13 protein-coding genes are annotated in these 17,189 nt (G+C 68.7%); 1 reads left to right on the top strand and 12 read right to left on the bottom strand.

The features are described from left to right. Positions 1 to 20 precede the first annotated feature (20 nt). On the bottom strand, positions 21 to 215 hold the full coding sequence (locus tag CP982_RS27155; RefSeq protein WP_144320756.1) for a hypothetical protein: 195 nt from the start codon (positions 213 to 215) through the stop codon (positions 21 to 23). A 169-nt stretch (positions 216 to 384) separates the two neighbouring features. Between CP982_RS27155 and CP982_RS27150 the strand changes: the two genes are divergently transcribed. Then, positions 385 to 2,559 (top strand): S9 family peptidase, encoded by a 2,175-nt coding sequence (locus tag CP982_RS27150; RefSeq protein ID WP_150512872.1) that lies wholly within the window; start codon positions 385 to 387, stop codon positions 2,557 to 2,559. A gap of 206 nt (positions 2,560 to 2,765) precedes the next feature. Here the strand turns inward: CP982_RS27150 and CP982_RS27145 are convergent, their stop codons facing one another. The 11 genes from CP982_RS27145 to typA all read right to left on the bottom strand — a co-directional run bounded on the left by CP982_RS27145 (position 2,766) and on the right by typA (position 17,105). Further along, positions 2,766 to 3,788, bottom strand: a complete 1,023-nt coding sequence (locus CP982_RS27145) for an ABC transporter ATP-binding protein (RefSeq protein WP_150512871.1) — start codon at positions 3,786 to 3,788, stop codon at positions 2,766 to 2,768. Then, positions 3,781 to 4,833 (bottom strand): ABC transporter ATP-binding protein, encoded by a 1,053-nt coding sequence (locus CP982_RS27140; RefSeq protein WP_229878507.1) that lies wholly within the window; start codon positions 4,831 to 4,833, stop codon positions 3,781 to 3,783. Before CP982_RS27140 ends, CP982_RS27145 begins: the two co-directional genes overlap by 8 nt. A 6-nt stretch (positions 4,834 to 4,839) precedes the next feature. After that, positions 4,840 to 5,808 carry an ABC transporter permease gene (locus tag CP982_RS27135; RefSeq protein WP_150512870.1) on the bottom strand — a complete coding sequence of 323 codons (969 nt, stop codon included), beginning with the start codon at positions 5,806 to 5,808 and terminating at the stop codon, positions 4,840 to 4,842. Then, on the bottom strand, positions 5,801 to 6,724 hold the full coding sequence (locus CP982_RS27130) for an ABC transporter permease (protein ID WP_150512869.1): 924 nt from the start codon (positions 6,722 to 6,724) through the stop codon (positions 5,801 to 5,803). Before CP982_RS27130 ends, CP982_RS27135 begins: the two co-directional genes overlap by 8 nt. 70 nt (positions 6,725 to 6,794) lie before the next feature. After that, the gene (locus CP982_RS27125; RefSeq protein ID WP_150512868.1) at positions 6,795 to 8,417 is read right to left on the bottom strand and encodes a peptide ABC transporter substrate-binding protein; all 1,623 of its coding nucleotides are present in this window, start codon (positions 8,415 to 8,417) and stop codon (positions 6,795 to 6,797) included. 466 nt (positions 8,418 to 8,883) lie between these two features. After that, a complete protein-coding gene (locus CP982_RS27120; RefSeq protein WP_150512867.1) occupies positions 8,884 to 10,038 on the bottom strand; it encodes an ABC transporter ATP-binding protein in 1,155 nt (384 codons plus the stop codon). Further along, complete coding sequence (locus CP982_RS27115) at positions 10,031 to 11,083, bottom strand: ABC transporter ATP-binding protein (protein WP_150512866.1); 1,053 nt, start codon at positions 11,081 to 11,083, stop codon at positions 10,031 to 10,033. The genes CP982_RS27120 and CP982_RS27115 overlap by 8 nt, the downstream gene beginning before the upstream one ends. An 11-nt stretch (positions 11,084 to 11,094) precedes the next feature. Beyond that, complete coding sequence (locus CP982_RS27110) at positions 11,095 to 12,057, bottom strand: ABC transporter permease (RefSeq protein WP_150512865.1); 963 nt, start codon at positions 12,055 to 12,057, stop codon at positions 11,095 to 11,097. Further along, a complete protein-coding gene (locus tag CP982_RS27105; RefSeq protein ID WP_150512864.1) occupies positions 12,050 to 12,976 on the bottom strand; it encodes an ABC transporter permease in 927 nt (308 codons plus the stop codon). The genes CP982_RS27110 and CP982_RS27105 overlap by 8 nt, the downstream gene beginning before the upstream one ends. Before the next feature lie 80 nt (positions 12,977 to 13,056). After that, a complete protein-coding gene (locus CP982_RS27100; RefSeq protein WP_150512863.1) occupies positions 13,057 to 14,688 on the bottom strand; it encodes a peptide ABC transporter substrate-binding protein in 1,632 nt (543 codons plus the stop codon). 509 nt (positions 14,689 to 15,197) lie between these two features. Beyond that, positions 15,198 to 17,105, bottom strand: a complete 1,908-nt coding sequence (gene typA / locus CP982_RS27095) for a translational GTPase TypA (protein ID WP_150512862.1) — start codon at positions 17,103 to 17,105, stop codon at positions 15,198 to 15,200. Positions 17,106 to 17,189: the final 84 nt, after the last annotated feature.

The raw sequence follows: 17,189 nt of genomic DNA, 5'->3' as shown, positions 1-17,189 counted from the left end.
GAGCGGTGATGAAGAGCGCCTTACGGGTCGATGTCCTCGATCACGCCAGCCAGGTTCGTCGACAGTTCGTCGATGGTTGGCGCCACGGACGAACTGGCCAGGTAGAACCCGAGCAGGACGCAGACGATCGCGTGGATCGTCTTGAGCCCCTGCTTCCGCACCAGCATGACCACGATGATGGCCAGCAAAAGCACCACCGAGACCGAGAGCACCACGCCGGTTCACCTCCCACTTCCCCGAGCCTCACCCCTGCCTTGCCGGCGGAGTCCTCCACCCGTGCCAGCAAGGTCCTACCCACCACGCGCTACGGATCATAACTATCCGTGGAATCACATGAGTCGGAGCACCGAAACACAGGGGGCGCATCACACTTAGGCTCGGGGGATGACCACCCTGAACCCCGAGAACCACGAGACCGACGCCTCCGCGCAGCGGCTGTCCTTCCCGCGTCTGCACGCCCGAACGCAGCGCTTCTCCCTCGGGACGCCGCGCGCGTTCACGGTCGCGCCGGACGGCTCGCGCGTCGTCTTCGTCCGCTCCGCGTCCGGCACCGACCGCGCGAACCAGCTCTGGGTCCTCGACCTCGCCGCCGACGGGTCCCCCGTGGAGCGCGTCGCCGCCGATCCGCGGGCGCTGCTCGGCGGCTCCGCCGAGCAGCTCTCCGCCGCCGAGCGGGCGCGCCGCGAGCGCAGCCGCGAGGGCGGCGCCGGAGTCGTCGGATACGCCACGGACGCGGCGGTGGAGCTGGCGGCGTTCGCCCTCTCGGGCCGCCTCTTCGCCGCGGAGCTGCGCGCGGGCACCGCGCGCGAGCTGCCCGTGCCGGGCCCGGTGATCGACCCGCGCCCGTCCCCTGACGGGCGGCACATCGCCTACGTCGCCGAGGGCGCGCTGCGCGTCACGGGCGCCGACGGCGGCCCCGACCGGGCGCTCGCGGAGCCGGAGGGCGCCGGGGCGGGCACGGTGACGTACGGGCTCGCCGAGTTCATCGCGGCCGAGGAGATGCAGCGCTCCCGGGGCTTCTGGTGGTCGCCGGAGTCCGACCGGCTCCTGGTCGCGCGGGTCGACGACACCCCGGTGCGGCGCTGGTGGATCGCCGATCCCGCGCACCCGGAGCGGCAGCCGGAGCAGGTCGCGTACCCCGCTGCGGGCACGCCCAACGCGGACGTGCGGCTCTTCGTGATCGGCCTCGACGGCGCCCGTACGGAGGTCGTCTGGGACCGCGAGCGCTATCCGTACCTGGCCCGCGTGCACTGGTCGGCGAGCGGCGCGCCGCTGCTCCTGGTCCAGGCCCGCGACCAGCGCAGCGCGCTGTACCTGGCCGTGGACCCCGACGCCGGGACGACCCGGATGGTGCACGCCGACGAGGACGAGGACTGGCTGGAACTGTTCCCCGGGGTGCCCTGCTGGTCGCCCAGCGGGCAGCTCGTGCGGATCGCGGACGAGGGCGGCGCACGGGTCCTCGCGGTCGGCGAGCGGCCGCTCACGGGACCGCAGCTGCACGTCCGCGCCGTGCTCGACGTGACCGACGACTCCGTGCTGATCTCGGCGTCGGCGGGTGAGGCCGCCACCGATCCGGCCCTCGGCGAGGTGCACGTCTACCGCGTCAACGAACTCGGCGTGGAGCGGGTCTCGCAGGAGCCCGGGGTGCACTCGGCGGTGCGGGCCGGTGATGTCACGGTGCTCGTTTCGGCCACTCTCGACCACTACGGCTCACGGGTCCGCGTGCTGCGCGACGGCAAGCAGCTCGCGACCGTCGTCTCACACGCGCAGCAGCCGGGGCTCACCCCGCGCGTGACCCTCACCGAGGGGGGCGCACGGCGGATTCCGTGCGCCGTTCTGCTTCCGACGGGGTACGACCCGTCCACCGGAACGCGGCTTCCCGTCCTCCTGGATCCGTACGGCGGCCCGCACGCCCAGCGGGTGCTCAGCGCGCGGAACGTCTTCCTCACCTCGCAGTGGTTCGCCGACCAGGGCTTCGCGGTCGTCGTCGCCGACGGGCGCGGGACACCGGGCCGCTCGCCCGCCTGGGAGAAGGCCGTCAAGGGCGATCTGACCCGCACCCTCGACGACCAGGTGGAGGCCCTGCACGCCCTCGCCGAGCGCTTCCCGCTCGACCTGGACCGCGTCGCCATCCGCGGCTGGTCCTTCGGCGGCTACCTCTCGGCGATGGCGGTGCTGCGCCGCCCCGACGTCTTCCACGCGGCGGTGGCCGGGGCGCCGGTGACGGACCTGCGCCTGTACGACACGCACTACCAGGAGCGGTACCTGGGCGATCCGGCCACCTCGCCCGAGGCCTACCGCACCAGCTCCCTGGTCGCCGACGAAGGGCTCGTCGACCCCGCCGAGCCGCACCGGCCGCTCCTGGTCATCCACGGCCTCGCCGATGACAACGTGGTCGTCGCGCACGCGCTGCGGCTCTCCTCCGCGCTGCTCGCGGCCGGGCGCCCGCACGAGGTGCTCCCCCTCTCCGGGGTCACGCACATGACGCCCCAGGAGCAGGTCGCGGAGAACCTCCTGCTGCTCCAGGTCGACTTCCTGAAGCGGTCCCTCGGCCTGTAGGCGGTGACGACCGGCCGGGGTCACATGGCTTCCCCCGGCCGGTCCAACGGCACCCGCACGGCCGTACGCCACCAGGCTGGCGCGCTCTCTTTACCTCCTGGGGTCCCCCGTGTTGCCGCCCTGTTACTGAAAGATCCAGCCCCTCCGGCGTTTGAGGAGCGGGGGTCTGGGGGCGGAGCCCCCAGGTCAGGGGCGTCCCGCGCGGGCTACGGCACCACGTGTTTCTCCTCCGCGAAATGGCACGCGGAATCGTGCGCCGCAGGCCCCGTGGCGAGGCGGAACTCCGCGGGGACCGCGAGTTCCGGGACCTCCAGGGCGCAGCGCTCGCGGGCCTTCCAGCAGCGGGTCCGGAACCGGCAGCCCGAGGGCGGGTTCGCGGGCGAGGGCACATCCCCGCTGAGGATGATGCGCTCGCGGTGCTCCCGGGCCCGCGGGTCGGGCACGGGCACGGCGGAGAGCAGCGCCTGGGTGTAGGGGTGCGTCGGATGCTCGTAGATCTCCTCGTCGGTGCCGACCTCGACGATCCGCCCGAGGTACATGACCCCGACCCGGTCGGAGATGTGCCGCACGATCGACAGGTCGTGCGCGATGAAGACGTACGAGAGCTCGAACTCGCTCTGCAGCCGCTCCAGGAGGTTCACCACCTGCGCCTGCACCGACACGTCGAGCGCGGAGACGGGCTCGTCCGCGACGATGACCTCCGGGCGCAGGGCGAGGCCGCGCGCGATGCCGATGCGCTGCCGCTGCCCTCCGGAGAACTGGTGCGGATAGCGGTTGATGTACTCGGGGTTGAGCCCGACCACGTCGAGGAGGTCCTGGACCTTCGTGCGGCGCGAGCCCTTCGGCGCGACCTCCGGATGGATCTCGTAGGGCTCGCCGATGATGTCGCCGACGGTCATGCGGGGGTTCAGGGACGTGTAGGGGTCCTGGAACACCATCTGGATGTTCCGGCGGACGGCCTTCAGGGCCCGGCCCGTGAGCCCCGCGATGTCCTCGCCCTTGAAGCGGATCGCACCCGCCGTGGGCCGCTCCAGGTTGACGAGCATCTTGGCGACGGTGGACTTCCCGCAGCCGGACTCCCCGACGATGCCGAGGGTTTCCCCGCGCCGCAGGTCGAAGTCCACGCCGTCGACGGCCTTGACGGCGCCGACCTGCTTCTTCAGCACGATCCCCTGGGTGAGCGGGTAGTGCTTGACGAGACCGCGCACTTCCAGAATGGGCTCAGCCACGGAGGCACTCCTTCCAGAAGTGGCAGGCGCTGTGCCGCTCCCCCGCGAGCCCCTCGTACGTGACCTTGGCGAGCGGCGGTTCGTCGGTGCGGCACACGTCCTGGGCCATGGGGCAGCGCGGGTTGAAGGCGCAGCCGGGCGGGATGTTCGTGAGGTTGGGCGGCAGGCCCTTGATGGCGTAGAGGTCCTGGCCCTTCTGGTCCAGGCGCGGGATCGACTCCAGGAGGCCGCGCGTGTAGGGGTGCGCGGGCGCCTTGTAGATCTCGTGGACGGGGGCCTTCTCGACGATGCGGCCCGCGTACATGACGGCGATGGTGTCGGCGACGTCGGCGACCACGCCCAGGTCGTGGGTGATGAGGATCAGGCCCATGTTCAGCTCGCGCTGAAGCTCCGCGAGGAGGTCCATCACCTGGGCCTGGACGGTGACGTCGAGGGCGGTCGTCGGCTCGTCGGCGATGATCAGCGCCGGTTCGAGGGCCATCGCCATGGCGATCATGATGCGCTGGCGCATGCCGCCGCTGAACTGGTGCGGGTACTGCCCGACCCGCTCCCTGGCGGCGGGGATGCGCACCCGGTCCATCAGCTCGACGGCCTTGGCGCGGGCGTCCTTGCGCGACATGCCGCGGTGCACGACGAACATCTCGCCGAGCTGGTCGCCGACGCTGAGCACAGGGTTCAGGGAGCTGAGCGCGTCCTGGAAGATCATCGCCATGCCCGCGCCGCGGACCTTGCGCCGTTCGTCCTCCTTGAGCTTCAGCAGGTCCCGGCCCTGGAAGAGGATCTCGCCGCCGCTGATGCGGCCGGGCGGGGTGTCGAGGATGCCCATGATGGCCTGTGCGGTGACGGACTTGCCGGAGCCCGACTCGCCGAGCACGGCGAGCGTCTCGCCCGCCGCGACGGCGTAGTCGACGCCGTTGACGGCCTTGGCGACGCCGTCGCGGGTGCGGAACTCCACGTGCAGATCGCGCACTTCGAGCAGCGTGGCCCGCGGGGCCGCCGCGCCGGCTGCGGCCGGCGCTGATTCCGGGGGTGCCGTGGGTGCCATGGGCGCCTACCTCAGCTTCGGGTCGAGGGCGTCGCGCACCGCGTCGCCGAGCATGATGAACGCGAGCACGGTCACGGCGAGGGCGCCGGCGGGCCAAAGGAGCATGTGCGGGGCGTTGCGGACGTACGCGGACGCGGCCGAGATGTCGATGCCCCAGCTGACCGTCGGCGGCTTCAGACCGACGCCCAGGTACGAGAGCGTGGCCTCCAGGGCGATGTACGTACCGAGCGCGATGGTGGCGACGACGATGACGGGCGCGACCGCGTTGGGCGCGATGTGGCGCAGCAGCATCCGGGAGTTGGAGGCGCCGAGCGCGCGGGCCGCCTGCACGTAGTCGTTCTGCTTGGCGGTGATCACCGAGCCGCGGGCGATGCGGGAGATCTGCGGCCAGCCGAGCAGCACCATGAAGCCGATGACGGGCCAGACGGTGCTGGAGGTGACCACGGAGAGCAGGACGAGACCGCCGAGCACCACCGGGATGGCGAAGAAGATGTCGGTGATGCGGGACAGGATCGCGTCCCACACGCCGCCGAAGAACCCGGCGAGCCCGCCGAGCACGCTGCCGAGGAGGGCGACGCCGAGGGTGGCGCACACTCCGACGGTGACCGAGGCGCGGGCCCCGTAGACGGTCCTCGTGTAGACGTCGCAGCCCTGGCCGTCGAAGCCGAAGGGGTGGCCGGGCGACGAGCTCTTCTGGGCGTTGGCGAGGTCGCAGTCCAGCGGGTCGCCGGAGGCGATCGCCGAGGGCCACAGGGAGATGAAGACGAGGAAGAGGATGATCAGGCCCGAGAGGATGAAGACGGGGTTGCGGCGCAGGTCGTGCCAGGCGTCGGACCACAGGCTGCGGGCGGGCGCGGTGGGCCCGCCGCCGGGGGCGCCGGGGGCGAGCGTCGTCGCCTCGCTCGTGGCGAGGTCCATCGCGCCGCCCGCGCCGGTGCCGGCAATGGCGCCGTCGGGCTCCTGGGGTTCAGGCATAGCGGATCCTCGGGTCGAGTACGGCGTACAGGAGGTCGACGATGAGGTTGGCGACCAGGAAGACGAGGACGAGCACGGTCACGAAGCCGACGACGGTCTGGGTGCTCTGCCGCAGGATGCCCTGGTAGAGCTGGAAGCCGACGCCGTGGATGTTGAAGATGCGCTCGGTGACGATCGCGCCGCCCATGAGCGCGCCCACGTCGGTGCCGATGAACGTGACGACCGGGATGAGGGAGTTGCGCAGCAGGTGCCGCAGGACGACGCGGCGCCGGGGCAGGCCCTTGGCGACGGCGGTGCGGACGTAGTCGGCGCGGCGGTTCTCGGCGATGGAGGTCCGGGTGAGCCGGGTGACGTAGGCCAGCGAGACGGAGGCGAGCACGAGGCCCGGCACGATCAGCTCGTCCACGGTCGCCTCGGCCGACACGGCCGGTTTGATGACGCCCCACTCCACGCCGAGCAGCAGCTGGAGCAGCAGACCGGTCACGAACGTCGGCACCGAGATGACGACCAGGGTGAGGATGAGCACCGTGGTGTCGATGGGCCTGCCGCGCCGGAGCCCGGTCAGCACGCCGAGGCTGATGCCGATGACGATCTCGAAGACGATGGCGACGAGCGTGAGCCGGATGGTCACGGGGAACGCGGTCGACATCAGCTCGGTGACCTTCTGCCCGTTGAAGGCGGTGCCGAAGTCGCCGGTGAAGACGTTGCCCATGTAGGTCACGTACTGCTGCCAGACGGGCTTATCGAGGCCGAACTCCTTCTTGAGCTGCGCGGCCGTCGCGGGGTCGCACTTGCGGTCGCCGCACAGGCCCGCGATGGGGTCGCCCATCACGTTCACCATCAGGAAGATCAGCAGTGTGGCGCCGAAGAAGACCGGGATCATCTGCAGCAGGCGCCGGATCACATATCGCCCCATGGGCTGGCTCCGGAGGTAGGGGGAGCGGCCGCCCGGATGTCCTGGGGACCGGACGGCCGCTCCGCGCGGCTCAGTTGACCTTGATCTCCGCGTACACGGGCACGCTGAACTGGTTCAGGGCCACGTCCGAGACCCGGTCCGAGTAGCCGGCGCTGCCGTTCTGGTACCAGAGCGGGATGGCCGCCATGTCCTTGGCGAGCACCTTCTCCGCGTCCTGGAAGGTGGAGACGGCCTTGCCGGTGTCGGTCTCGGCGTTGGCCTCGTTCACGAGTTTGTCGAACTCCTCGCTGCTGTACTTGCCGTCGTTGGACGGGGCGTCGGTGTAGTACACCGGCTGGAGGAAGTTCTGGATCAGCGGGTAGTCCATCTGCCAGCCCGCGCGCCAGGCGCCGTCCAGCTTCTGCTGGGAGGCCTTGCTGCGGAAGTCGGCGAAGGTGCCGACGGAGTTGCCGACGCAGGACTTGTTGTTGCCGAGCGCCTTGTTGATGGAGTTGCACACGGCGTCCACCCACTCCTTGTGGGAGCCGGTGTCCGCGTTGTACGAGATCTTCAGGGTGCCGCCGGGGATGCCGCCGCCCTCCTCGACGAGCTTCTTGGCCTGCTCGGCGTCGTAGTCGCAGGCGTCGCCGCACAGGCTGTCGCTGTAGCCGCCGTCCTTGCCGAGCACGGGCGAGGTCCAGTCCTTGGCGGGCGTCCGCGTCTTCTGGAAGATCGTCTCGGTGATCTGCTCGCGGTTGATGGCCATGGAGAGGCCCTTGCGAACCTTCTCCGCCCCGGGCTTGTTCCACTTGCTGTCATAGAAGGCGAAGGCCAGCGTCTGGATGATTCCGGCCGGGGTGTTGATGTACCGGTCCCCGAGGTCGTTCTTGACGTTGCGCAGCTGCGCGGCCGGGATGTCGTCGACGAGGTCGAGGTTCCCCGCCATCAGGTCGTTGTAGGCGCTGTTGTTGTCGGTGTAGACCCGGAGGTCCACGCCGCCGTTCTCCGCCTTGTCGTCGCCGCTGTAGGCGTCCCACTTCCTGAGCTCCATCTTGGAGCCCTTCTGGTACGACTTGATGCTGTACGGGCCGTTGCCGACGGGCTTGGCGAGCCAGCCCGCGCGGTCGTCGAAGAAGGCCTTGGGCAGGGGCGCGAAGGCCGGGTAGCCGAGGGTCTCGGGCCAGGTGGAGAACTTCTGCGAGAGCTTGACGGTGAAGGTCCGCGCGTCGACGACCTTCAGGCCCGAGAGGGTGTCCGCGCTGGGGTCGCCCTTCTCCGGGTGGACCTTGTCGTAGCCCTCGATGTAGCCGAAGAAGTAGGCGCCCTTCTGGTTGTTCTTGAGGTGCGCCCCGTAGTTCCAGGCGTCCACGAACGACTTCGAGGTGACGGCCTCGCCGTTGCTGAACTTCCACCCGTCCTTGACCTTGACGGTGTACGTCTGCGAGTCCTCGGTCTCGATGGACTCCGCGACCATGTCCTTGGCCTCGCCGGTCTTCGGGTCGTACCGCTTGAGCCCCCGGAAGAGCATGTCGAGGACCTTGCCGCCCTGCACCTCGTTGGTGTTGGCGGGCTCCAGGGGGTTCTGCGGATCGCCCCAGGAGGAGCTCACGACCCCCGAGCTGTCGCCGCCACCGCCTCCGCCACCACAGGCTGTCGCCGCGAGCGCGACCGCCGCCGCACAAGCGGCCCACTTGGCGTGCGTGGCTCCACGCATGAACTGCCTCCTCGCCTCCACCACGCGCCTGGCGCGCGCACTATCGCCAATATCGCGTTATAGGGGGCAAGCGGCACATTTAGCCCGGCCGTATGAGGGAGAAGGCCCTCCGGATGCACGCATCCGAAGGGGCCGGGCGCCCGTGACAGCCTGGGGCCGCGCTGTCACGCTGGCGGCAGTTCCTCCTCTGGAGGGGGAGTCGTACGTTGCCCAGCCGAACAGCCCCCTGGCCCCTGTGCCGCACCGCCTCCCGCCGACGGCGCGGGCGTCCGGGCGGGGCCGCTGCGGCGCGTGCTGCGGCCGCTCGCGAGCCGCGACGTCCTCCACGAGCGGGAGGACGGCACGTTCCGGCTCACCCCCGCCGCCGAGCTGCTGCGCCAGGCCCGAGCAGGGATGAGGTGAGCGAACGCGGGAGCCCCCGGCCGGATGCGGCCGGGGGCTCCCGCGTTCGCTCGTGCGTGCGGCGTCAGGCCGCGTGCACCACGTCCTTCTCCTCCGCGAAGTGGCACGCCGACTCGTGGGCGGCCGGGGTGTCCGCGTTCTTGAAGCGCTCGGGGATCGCGAGCAGCGGGATCTCCTCGGCGCACTTGTCCTGCGCCTTCCAGCAGCGGGTGCGGAAGCGGCAGCCCGACGGCGGATTGGCCGGGGACGGGACGTCGCCGGTGAGGATGATGCGCTCGCGGCCCTCGCGGGCCTCCGGGTCGGGGACCGGGACGGCCGAGAGGAGCGCCTGCGTGTACGGGTGCGTCGGGTGGTCGTAGATCTGCTCGTCGGAGCCGATCTCGGCCATCTTGCCGAGGTACATCACGCCCACGCGGTCCGAGATGTGCCGGACGATCGACAGGTCGTGCGCGATGAAGACGTAGGACAGGTTGAACTCGTCCTGGAGCTTCTCCATCAGATTGATGACCTGGGCCTGGACGGAGACGTCCAGGGCCGAGACCGGCTCGTCGCAGATGATGATCTCGGGGTTGAGGGCCAGGCCGCGGGCGATGCCGATGCGCTGGCGCTGACCGCCGGAGAACTGGTGCGGGTAGCGGTTGATGTACTCGGGGTTGAGGCCGACCACGTCCAGGAGCTCCTGGACCTTGCGGCGCCGGTCGCCCTTCGGGGCCACCTCGGGGTGGATCTCGAAGGGCTCCCCGATGATGTCGCCCACCGTCATGCGCGGGTTGAGCGAGGTGTACGGGTCCTGGAACACCATCTGGATGTTCCGGCGGACCGCCTTCAGGGCCCGGCCGGACAGCTTGGTGATGTCCTGGCCCTTGTAGAAGACCTCGCCCGCGGTGGCCCGCTCCAGGGTCATCAGGAGCTTGGCGACCGTGGACTTGCCACAGCCGGACTCGCCCACGATGCCGAGGGTCTCGCCCTGGTAGAGGTCGAACGAGATGCCGTCGACCGCCTTCACCGCGCCGATCTGGCGCTTGATCAGGATGCCCTGGGTCAGCGGGAAGTGCTTCACCAGATTGCGGACCTGGAGGATCGGCTCGCCGCGCTCGACGGGGGCCTCGATGGCCGCGACGGCCTCCTCGGGCGTCGCCGCGTCGACCGTTTCGACCTCGGTGACGTTCGGCGTGGCGTCGGTGACGTCCGGGGCGTCCTTCTTGAGGTTCTCAGCCATGGATCGTCTCCTTCCAGAAGTGGCACGCGCTGCCGCGGCCGACGAGCTCCCCGCCGTCCCGCTCCGTGACCGGGGCGAGCGTCGGGATCTCGGTGCGGCAGATGTCCTGCGCCTTCGGACAGCGCGGGTTGAACGCGCAACCCGAGGGGATCTTCAGGAGGTTGGGCGGCAGACCCTTGATCGCGTACAGCTCCTGGCCCTTCTGGTCCAGGCGCGGGATCGAGTCGAGCAGACCTCGCGTGTACGGGTGCGCCGGGCGCTTGTACAGCTCGTGCACCGGTGCCGTCTCCACGATCCGGCCCGCGTACATGACGGCGATCTTGTCCGCCACGTCCGCGACCACGCCGAGGTCGTGGGTGATGAGGATCAGGCCCATGTTGTACTCGCGCTGGAGCTCCGCGAGCAGATCCATGACCTGCGCCTGGACCGTCACGTCGAGGGCCGTGGTGGGCTCGTCGGCGATGATCAGGTCCGGTTCGAGGGCGAGCGCCATCGCGATCATGATGCGCTGGCGCATGCCGCCCGAGAACTGGTGCGGGTAGTCGTCCACCCGCTCCTTGGCGGCCGGGATCTTGACCTTGTCCATCAGCTCGATGGCCTTGGCCTTGGCCTCCTTGCGGCTGGCGCCCTGGTGCACCCGGAACATCTCGCCCAGCTGGTAGCCCACGCTGAGCACCGGGTTCAGGGAGCTGAGCGCGTCCTGGAAGATCATCGCGATCTTGCGGCCGCGGACCTTCCGGCGCTCCTCGTTGGACATCTTCAGCATGTCCTGGCCGCGGAAGAGGACCTCGCCCTGCGGAATGCGGCCCGGCGGCATGTCGAGGATGCCCATGATCGCCTGCGCGGTCACGGACTTGCCGGAGCCCGACTCGCCGAGCACGGCGAGCGTCTCACCGGCCTCGACGGTGTAGTTGACACCGTTGACGGCCTTGGCCACGCCCTCGCGCGTGTGGAACTCGACGTGCAGGTCCCTGACTTCGAGGAGCGGCGCGGTCTCGCCGCTCCGCGGGGCGGGCACGTCCGCCTGCTTTTCGATGGTGGTCACGTACGCCTCCCTCAGCGCAGCTTGGGGTCGAGGGCGTCGCGTACGGCGTCGCCCAGCATGATGAACGCCAGGACGGTCAGGCTCAGCATGCCGGCCGGGAAGAACAGCATGTACGGGTTGTTGCGCAGCTGCTTGGCGGCGTCGGAGATGTCGCTGCCCCAGGAGATCGCGTCGTCCGAGAGGCCCATGCCGAGGAAGGAGAGGGTCGCCTCGGCCGTGATGTAACCGCCCAGGGCGATCGTGGCGACGACGATCACGGGTGCGGCCGCGTTCGGCAGGATGTGCCGGATCAGGATGCGCCAGGTACTCGCACCGAGGGCTCTGGCGGCCACCACGTAGTCGGAGTGTTTGGTGGTGATCACCGAACCGCGCATGACACGGGTGATCTGGGTCCAGCCGAGCAGGGCGAGCGCGCCCACCACCGTCCACACCGTCCGGTCGGTCACGGCGTTCATCACGACCATCGTGCCGAGCAGGAACGGAATGCCGAAGAACACGTCGGTGAGCCGGGAGATGATCGCGTCCCAGATGCCGCCGAAGTAGCCCGCGAGCATGCCGAGCACGGACCCGACGATCGACACCGCGAGGGTGACGAGGATGCCGACGGTGATGGAGTTGCGGGCACCGAAGAGGACACGCGCGTAGATGGAGCGGCCCTGGGTGTCGTAACCGAACCACTCCGCCTGGAAGAAGTGCGTGTAACTCGGCTTCTCCTGGAAGTGGTTGCGCAGATCGCCCTTGTTCGGGTCGGCGCTGGTGAACCAGCCCGGGAAGATCGCGATGGCCACGAGCAACAGGATGAGCACGGCCGATATCACGAAGAACGGGTTGCGGCGCAGATCCCGCCAGGCGTCGGCGGCAAGCGAGCGGGGCTTGCCGGGCGCCGGGCCCGCGGCCTCGGCGACCGTCGCCGGGATGTCGGCGGCGATGTCGGGCGTCCCGTCCGTACTACTGGTCTTGATGGTCTCAGGCATAACGGATCCTCGGGTCCAGGACCGCGTAGAGCAGGTCGACGATCAGACTCGCGGCCAGGTAGACGAGCACCAGGATGGTCACGGTGCCGACGATGACCTGGCCCTCACGGCGTGCGAGCGCGTCGTACAGGGTGTTCCCGACGCCCGGCACGTTGAAAATGCCTTCGGTGACGACCGCGCCGCCCATCAGGGTGCCGATGTCGGTGCCGAGGAAGGTCACGACCGGGATCAGCGAGTTGCGCAGCAGGTGCCGCGTCATGATCCGGCTCTTGGGCAGGCCCTTGGCGACGGCGGTGCGGATGTAGTCGGCGCGCAGGTTCTCCGCGATGCTCGTGCGCGTCAGACGCGCCACGTACGCGAGCGAGAGCGAGCCGAGCACGAGCGCCGGAAGGATCAACTGGGTGATGTCCGTGGCGTCCTGGACCGTTGGCTCGGTCCACTTGAGTTGCAGTCCGAACACCGTCTGGACGATGTAGCCGAGCACGAACACCGGAACCGAGATGACGAGCAGCGTGAAGACCAGGATCAGGTTGTCCACGACACGGCCGCGGCGCACGCCCGCGAGCATGCCGAGGGCGATGCCGAGGATCATCTCGATGCCGAAGGCCAGCAGGGCGAGCCGCACGGTGACGGGGAACGCCTGGCTGAGGATGTCGCCGACCGGCCGGCCACCGATGTTGGTGCCCAGGTCACCGACGGCCAGGTTCTTCATGTAGTGCAGATACTGCTGCCAGAGCGGCAGGTCGAGCCCGCGCTGGTGGCGAATGGCCTCCATCTGCGCCGGGTCCGGCGGCTTGTCCCCCCACAGCGCCCGTACCGGGTCGCCGGGAAGCACGTTGACCATCAAGAAAATGAGAAGAGTGGTCCCAATGAAGACCGGGATCATCTGGAGCAGTCGCCGCGCGACGTAGCGCCCCATGGAAGCCTCCGTCCTGTGCGAAGCCGCCCGTGGTGCCGGCCGGGGTCACCGGCCGGCACCACGGGCTGAGCCCTCGCGAACTACTTCTTGTACACCTGGACTTCAGTGAAGATCGGAGCTGCTTGCTGGTCGAACTTCACGCCGGTGACATTGGTGGAGGCGCCGGTCTGGAGCTTGCCGTACCAGAGCGGGATGGAGGGGAAGCTGTTCTGGAGGCTGGCCTCGGCCTCGTTGTACAGCTCGGCGGACTGCTCGGTGGTCTGGGCCTTGTCGGCCTTCGCCGTCAGCTTGTCGAAGTCCTTGTTCGAGTAACCGCTCTGGTTGCCGCCCACGCCGGTGCCGTAGAGGTCGCGCAGGAAGTTGCCGTTGAACGGGTAGTCGAGGACCCAGCCGGAGCGGTACATCGACTTGACCTTCTTGGCGTCACGCGTCTGCGTGTCGGCCTGGAAGTCGGTCTTCGGGTCGCCGACGCAGTTCACGCCGGTCGACTGCTTGATGCTGTTGCAGACGGCCGTGACCCAGCCCTTGTGCGGCTGGTCGGCGTTGTACTGGATGGAGACCTTGTTGTCCGGGACGCCGCCGCCGGCCTTGATGAGGTCCTTGGCCTTCTTGGCGTCGAACTTGCAGTACTCGCCGCAGGCGCCGGCCTTGTAGCCGATGACGTCCTTGGCGACCCAGCCGGTGGCGGCCTCACGGGTGTTGTTGAGGACCGTCTTGATGATGGTGTCGCGGTCGATCGCCATCGACAGGCCCTGGAGGACCTTGACGTCGATGTTCTTCCACTGCTTGGTGTAGCGGGCGAACGCGATCGTCTGGATCATCGAGTAGTCCTGGTTGATCGCGCGATCGCCCAGGTCTTCCTGATAGTTGGCCAGCTCGCCCTCGGGGACCTGGTTCATGGAGTCGACGTTGTTCGACACCAGGTCCTTGTACGCGCCCTCGGAGGAGGCGTAGTTCTTGAAGGTGACGCCACCGTTCTTGGCCTTGTTCGGGCCCTGGTAGCCGTCGTAGCGGGTGACCTTGATGGACTTCTTGTGGTCCCAGCTGGCGAACTTGTAGGGGCCGTTGCCGACCGGCTTCTCGCCGTAGCCCTTCGGGTCCTTGAAGAAGCCCGAGGGCAGCGGGGAGAAGACCTCGTAGCCCAGCTTGTACGCGTAGTACGGGATGCCCGAGGTCAGCGTGATCGTGAACTCGTTGGCGCCCTTGACCTTCAGACCCGACATCTTGTCGGTCTTCGGCTTGCCCTTCTCGGGGTGGACGTCGGTGTAACCCTCGATGTCCGCGAACCAAGAGCTGTTGGTCTGGTTGTTCGGCGTGTAGGCCGCCCAGTTCCAGGCCTTGACGTACGACTCCGCGGTGACCGCCTCGCCGTTGTGGAACTTCCACCCCGGCTTGAGCTTGACCGTCCAGGTCTTGTTGTCCTTGGACGGCGTCACCGACTCCGCGTTCATGTTGACCAGCTTGCCGGTGCCCGGCGTGTAGTCGACGAGACCGGTGAACAGCGTGTGGATGACGTCGCTTCCGTACGCCTCCTTGGTGTTCGCCGGCTGAAGCGGGTTCTGCGGCTCGCCACTCGCGTAGACGAAGGTGCCGTTCTTGTCGATCGCCCGGTTCTTGTCGTCACTGCCGCTGTCGCCACCACCACAGGCCGTCGCGGCAAGGGCGATCGCAATCGCGCCCCCAACCCACTTGGCGCTCCTGGCACCACGCATGGGGTTCCTCCTCATGAGTCCACTTGTTCACTACAAGAGGGGGTACGTGAAGCAGCGTCGACACCCCTGCCGACGAAGATCGAGTACCCCAGTGTGCTCGTGAGTCGGCGCTCCCCACAGCGCGTGACCCATTGACCCGAGCTATACGCGGTCAACTATTAGCCATGAGATACGGCCCGACCACACCCTTTTGGTCTCGGTTCAATCACACCTGGCCAGTACAACTTCCAAAATCCGGACAAACCGATCCCAGATAGATGGTTGCGAAACGGACGTGTTACCCATCTAACGGTCAAGAGAGTCCGCATAGCGGACAGATCGTGGGCAAAAACCGGTTGCCTCGCGGCTACTGAAGGGGCCCCGGATACGCCGGAGGCCGGTTGCCCCACACCGTTGGGTGTGAGGCAACCGGCCTCGGTGCGCCCCGAAGGGGCGCGGGGAACTGCGCGACCAGCCACGACGGACCGCAAGGCGGTCAACGGCCCGTCACGGCACTTCCAGCGAAGCGCTTAGCCGTGCTTGGCGCGCGACGCCGCACGGGCGCGCTCGCGCTGGTCCAGGTTCACCTTGCGGATGCGGACCGCCTCCGGGGTCACCTCGACGCACTCGTCGTCGCGGCAGAACTCCAGGGACTGCTCAAGGGAGAGCTTGCGCGGGGGCACCACGTTCTCGGTGTTGTCCGCGGAAGCCGCACGCATGTTGGTGAGCTTCTTCTCCTTGGTGATGTTCACGTCCATGTCGTCGGAGCGCGAGTTCTCACCGACGATCATGCCCTCGTACACCTCGGTGCCGGGCTCGGTGAACAGCACACCGCGCTCCTGGAGGTTGATCATCGCGAACGGCGTGACCGAGCCCGAGCGGTCGGCGACCAGCGAACCGTTGTTACGGGTCTGGAGCTGGCCGAACCACGGCTCGTGGCCCTCGTGGATGGAGTGCGCGATGCCCGTGCCGCGGGTGTTCGTCAGGAACTCCGTACGGAAGCCGATGAGGCCGCGGGACGGGACGACGAACTCCATGCGCACCCAGCCGGAGCCGTGGTTGGACATGTTGTCCATGCGGCCCTTGCGGACGCCCATGAGCTGCGTGACGGCGCCCATGTGCTCCTCGGGCACGTCGATGGTCATGCGCTCGACCGGCTCGTGCGTCTTGCCGTCGATCTCCTGGGTGACCACCTGGGGCTTGCCGATGGTCAGCTCGAAGCCCTCACGGCGCATCTGCTCGACCAGGATGGCGAGGGCCAGCTCGCCGCGGCCCTGCACCTCCCAGGCGTCCGGGCGTCCCGTCTCCAGGACACGGAGGCTGACGTTACCGATCAGCTCGCGGTCCAGACGGTCCTTGACCTGGCGGGCGGTGACCTTGCGGTCCTTGACGGCGGACTTGGCGTCCGCGCCCTTGCCGGTGCCGCCGCGGCCGACCAGCGGCGAGGTGTTCGTACCGATGGTCATGGAGATCGCGGGCTCGTCGACCGTGATCAGCGGGAGCGCGATCGGGTTCTCGGGGTCCGCGAGGGTCTCGCCGATCATGATGTCGGGGATGCCCGCGACGGCGCAGATGTCGCCGGGGCCCGCCTTCTCGGCGGGCTTGCGGGTGAGGGCCTCGGTCATCATCAGCTCGGTGATGCGGACGTTGGACATCGAGCCGTCGCGCTTGATCCAGGCGACGGTCTGGCCCTTGCGCAGCTCGCCCTGCTCCACGCGGAGCAGCGCGATGCGGCCGAGGAAGTTGTCGGCGTCCAGGTTGGTGACGTGCGCCTGGAGCGGGGCCGACTCGTCGTACTCGGGGGCCGGGACGTGCTCCAGGAGCGTGGTGAAGAACGGCTCCAGGTTGGTGCTGTCCGCCGGCACCGTGCCGTCCTCGGGCTTGGTCAGCGAGGCCACGCCGTCACGGCCGCAGGCGTAGACGATCGGGAACTCGATCTGGTCCTCGTCCGCGTCCAGGTCGAGGAAGAGGTCGTACGTCTCGTTGACGACCTCGTCGATGCGCGAGTCGGGGCGGTCCGTCTTGTTGATGCACAGGATGACGGGCAGGCGCTGCTGAAGGGCCTTGCGCAGCACGAAACGGGTCTGCGGCAGCGGGCCCTCGGAGGCGTCGACCAGCAGGACGACCGCGTCCACCATCGACAGACCGCGCTCGACCTCGCCACCGAAGTCGGCGTGGCCGGGGGTGTCGATGATGTTGATCGTGATCGGCTCGCCACCGTCCTTCGGGTGGTACTTGACCGCCGTGTTCTTGGCCAGGATCGTGATGCCCTTCTCACGCTCCAGGTCGTTGCTGTCCATCATGCGGTCGTCGAGGGACTCAGCGGCGTGCGCGGCGAAGGCGCCGGCCTGCTTGAGCATGGCGTCGACGATGGTCGTCTTGCCGTGGTCGACGTGGGCGACGATGGCGACGTTACGAATGTCGTGGCGCGTGGGCATGCGAGGTGCGCTTCTCCCGGGAAGAGTGGAAGGCTGCGCGTACTTTTCTCTTTTGGTACGCGCGCCCTGCCGGGCAGACACACG

Origin of the sequence: Streptomyces spectabilis (genome assembly GCF_008704795.1) — a bacterium.
In the GTDB taxonomy this organism is placed as follows: domain Bacteria; phylum Actinomycetota; class Actinomycetes; order Streptomycetales; family Streptomycetaceae; genus Streptomyces; species Streptomyces spectabilis.
The sequence above is the reverse complement of the archived record's forward strand: the minus strand, read 5'-3'. Positions and strand labels throughout refer to the sequence as shown.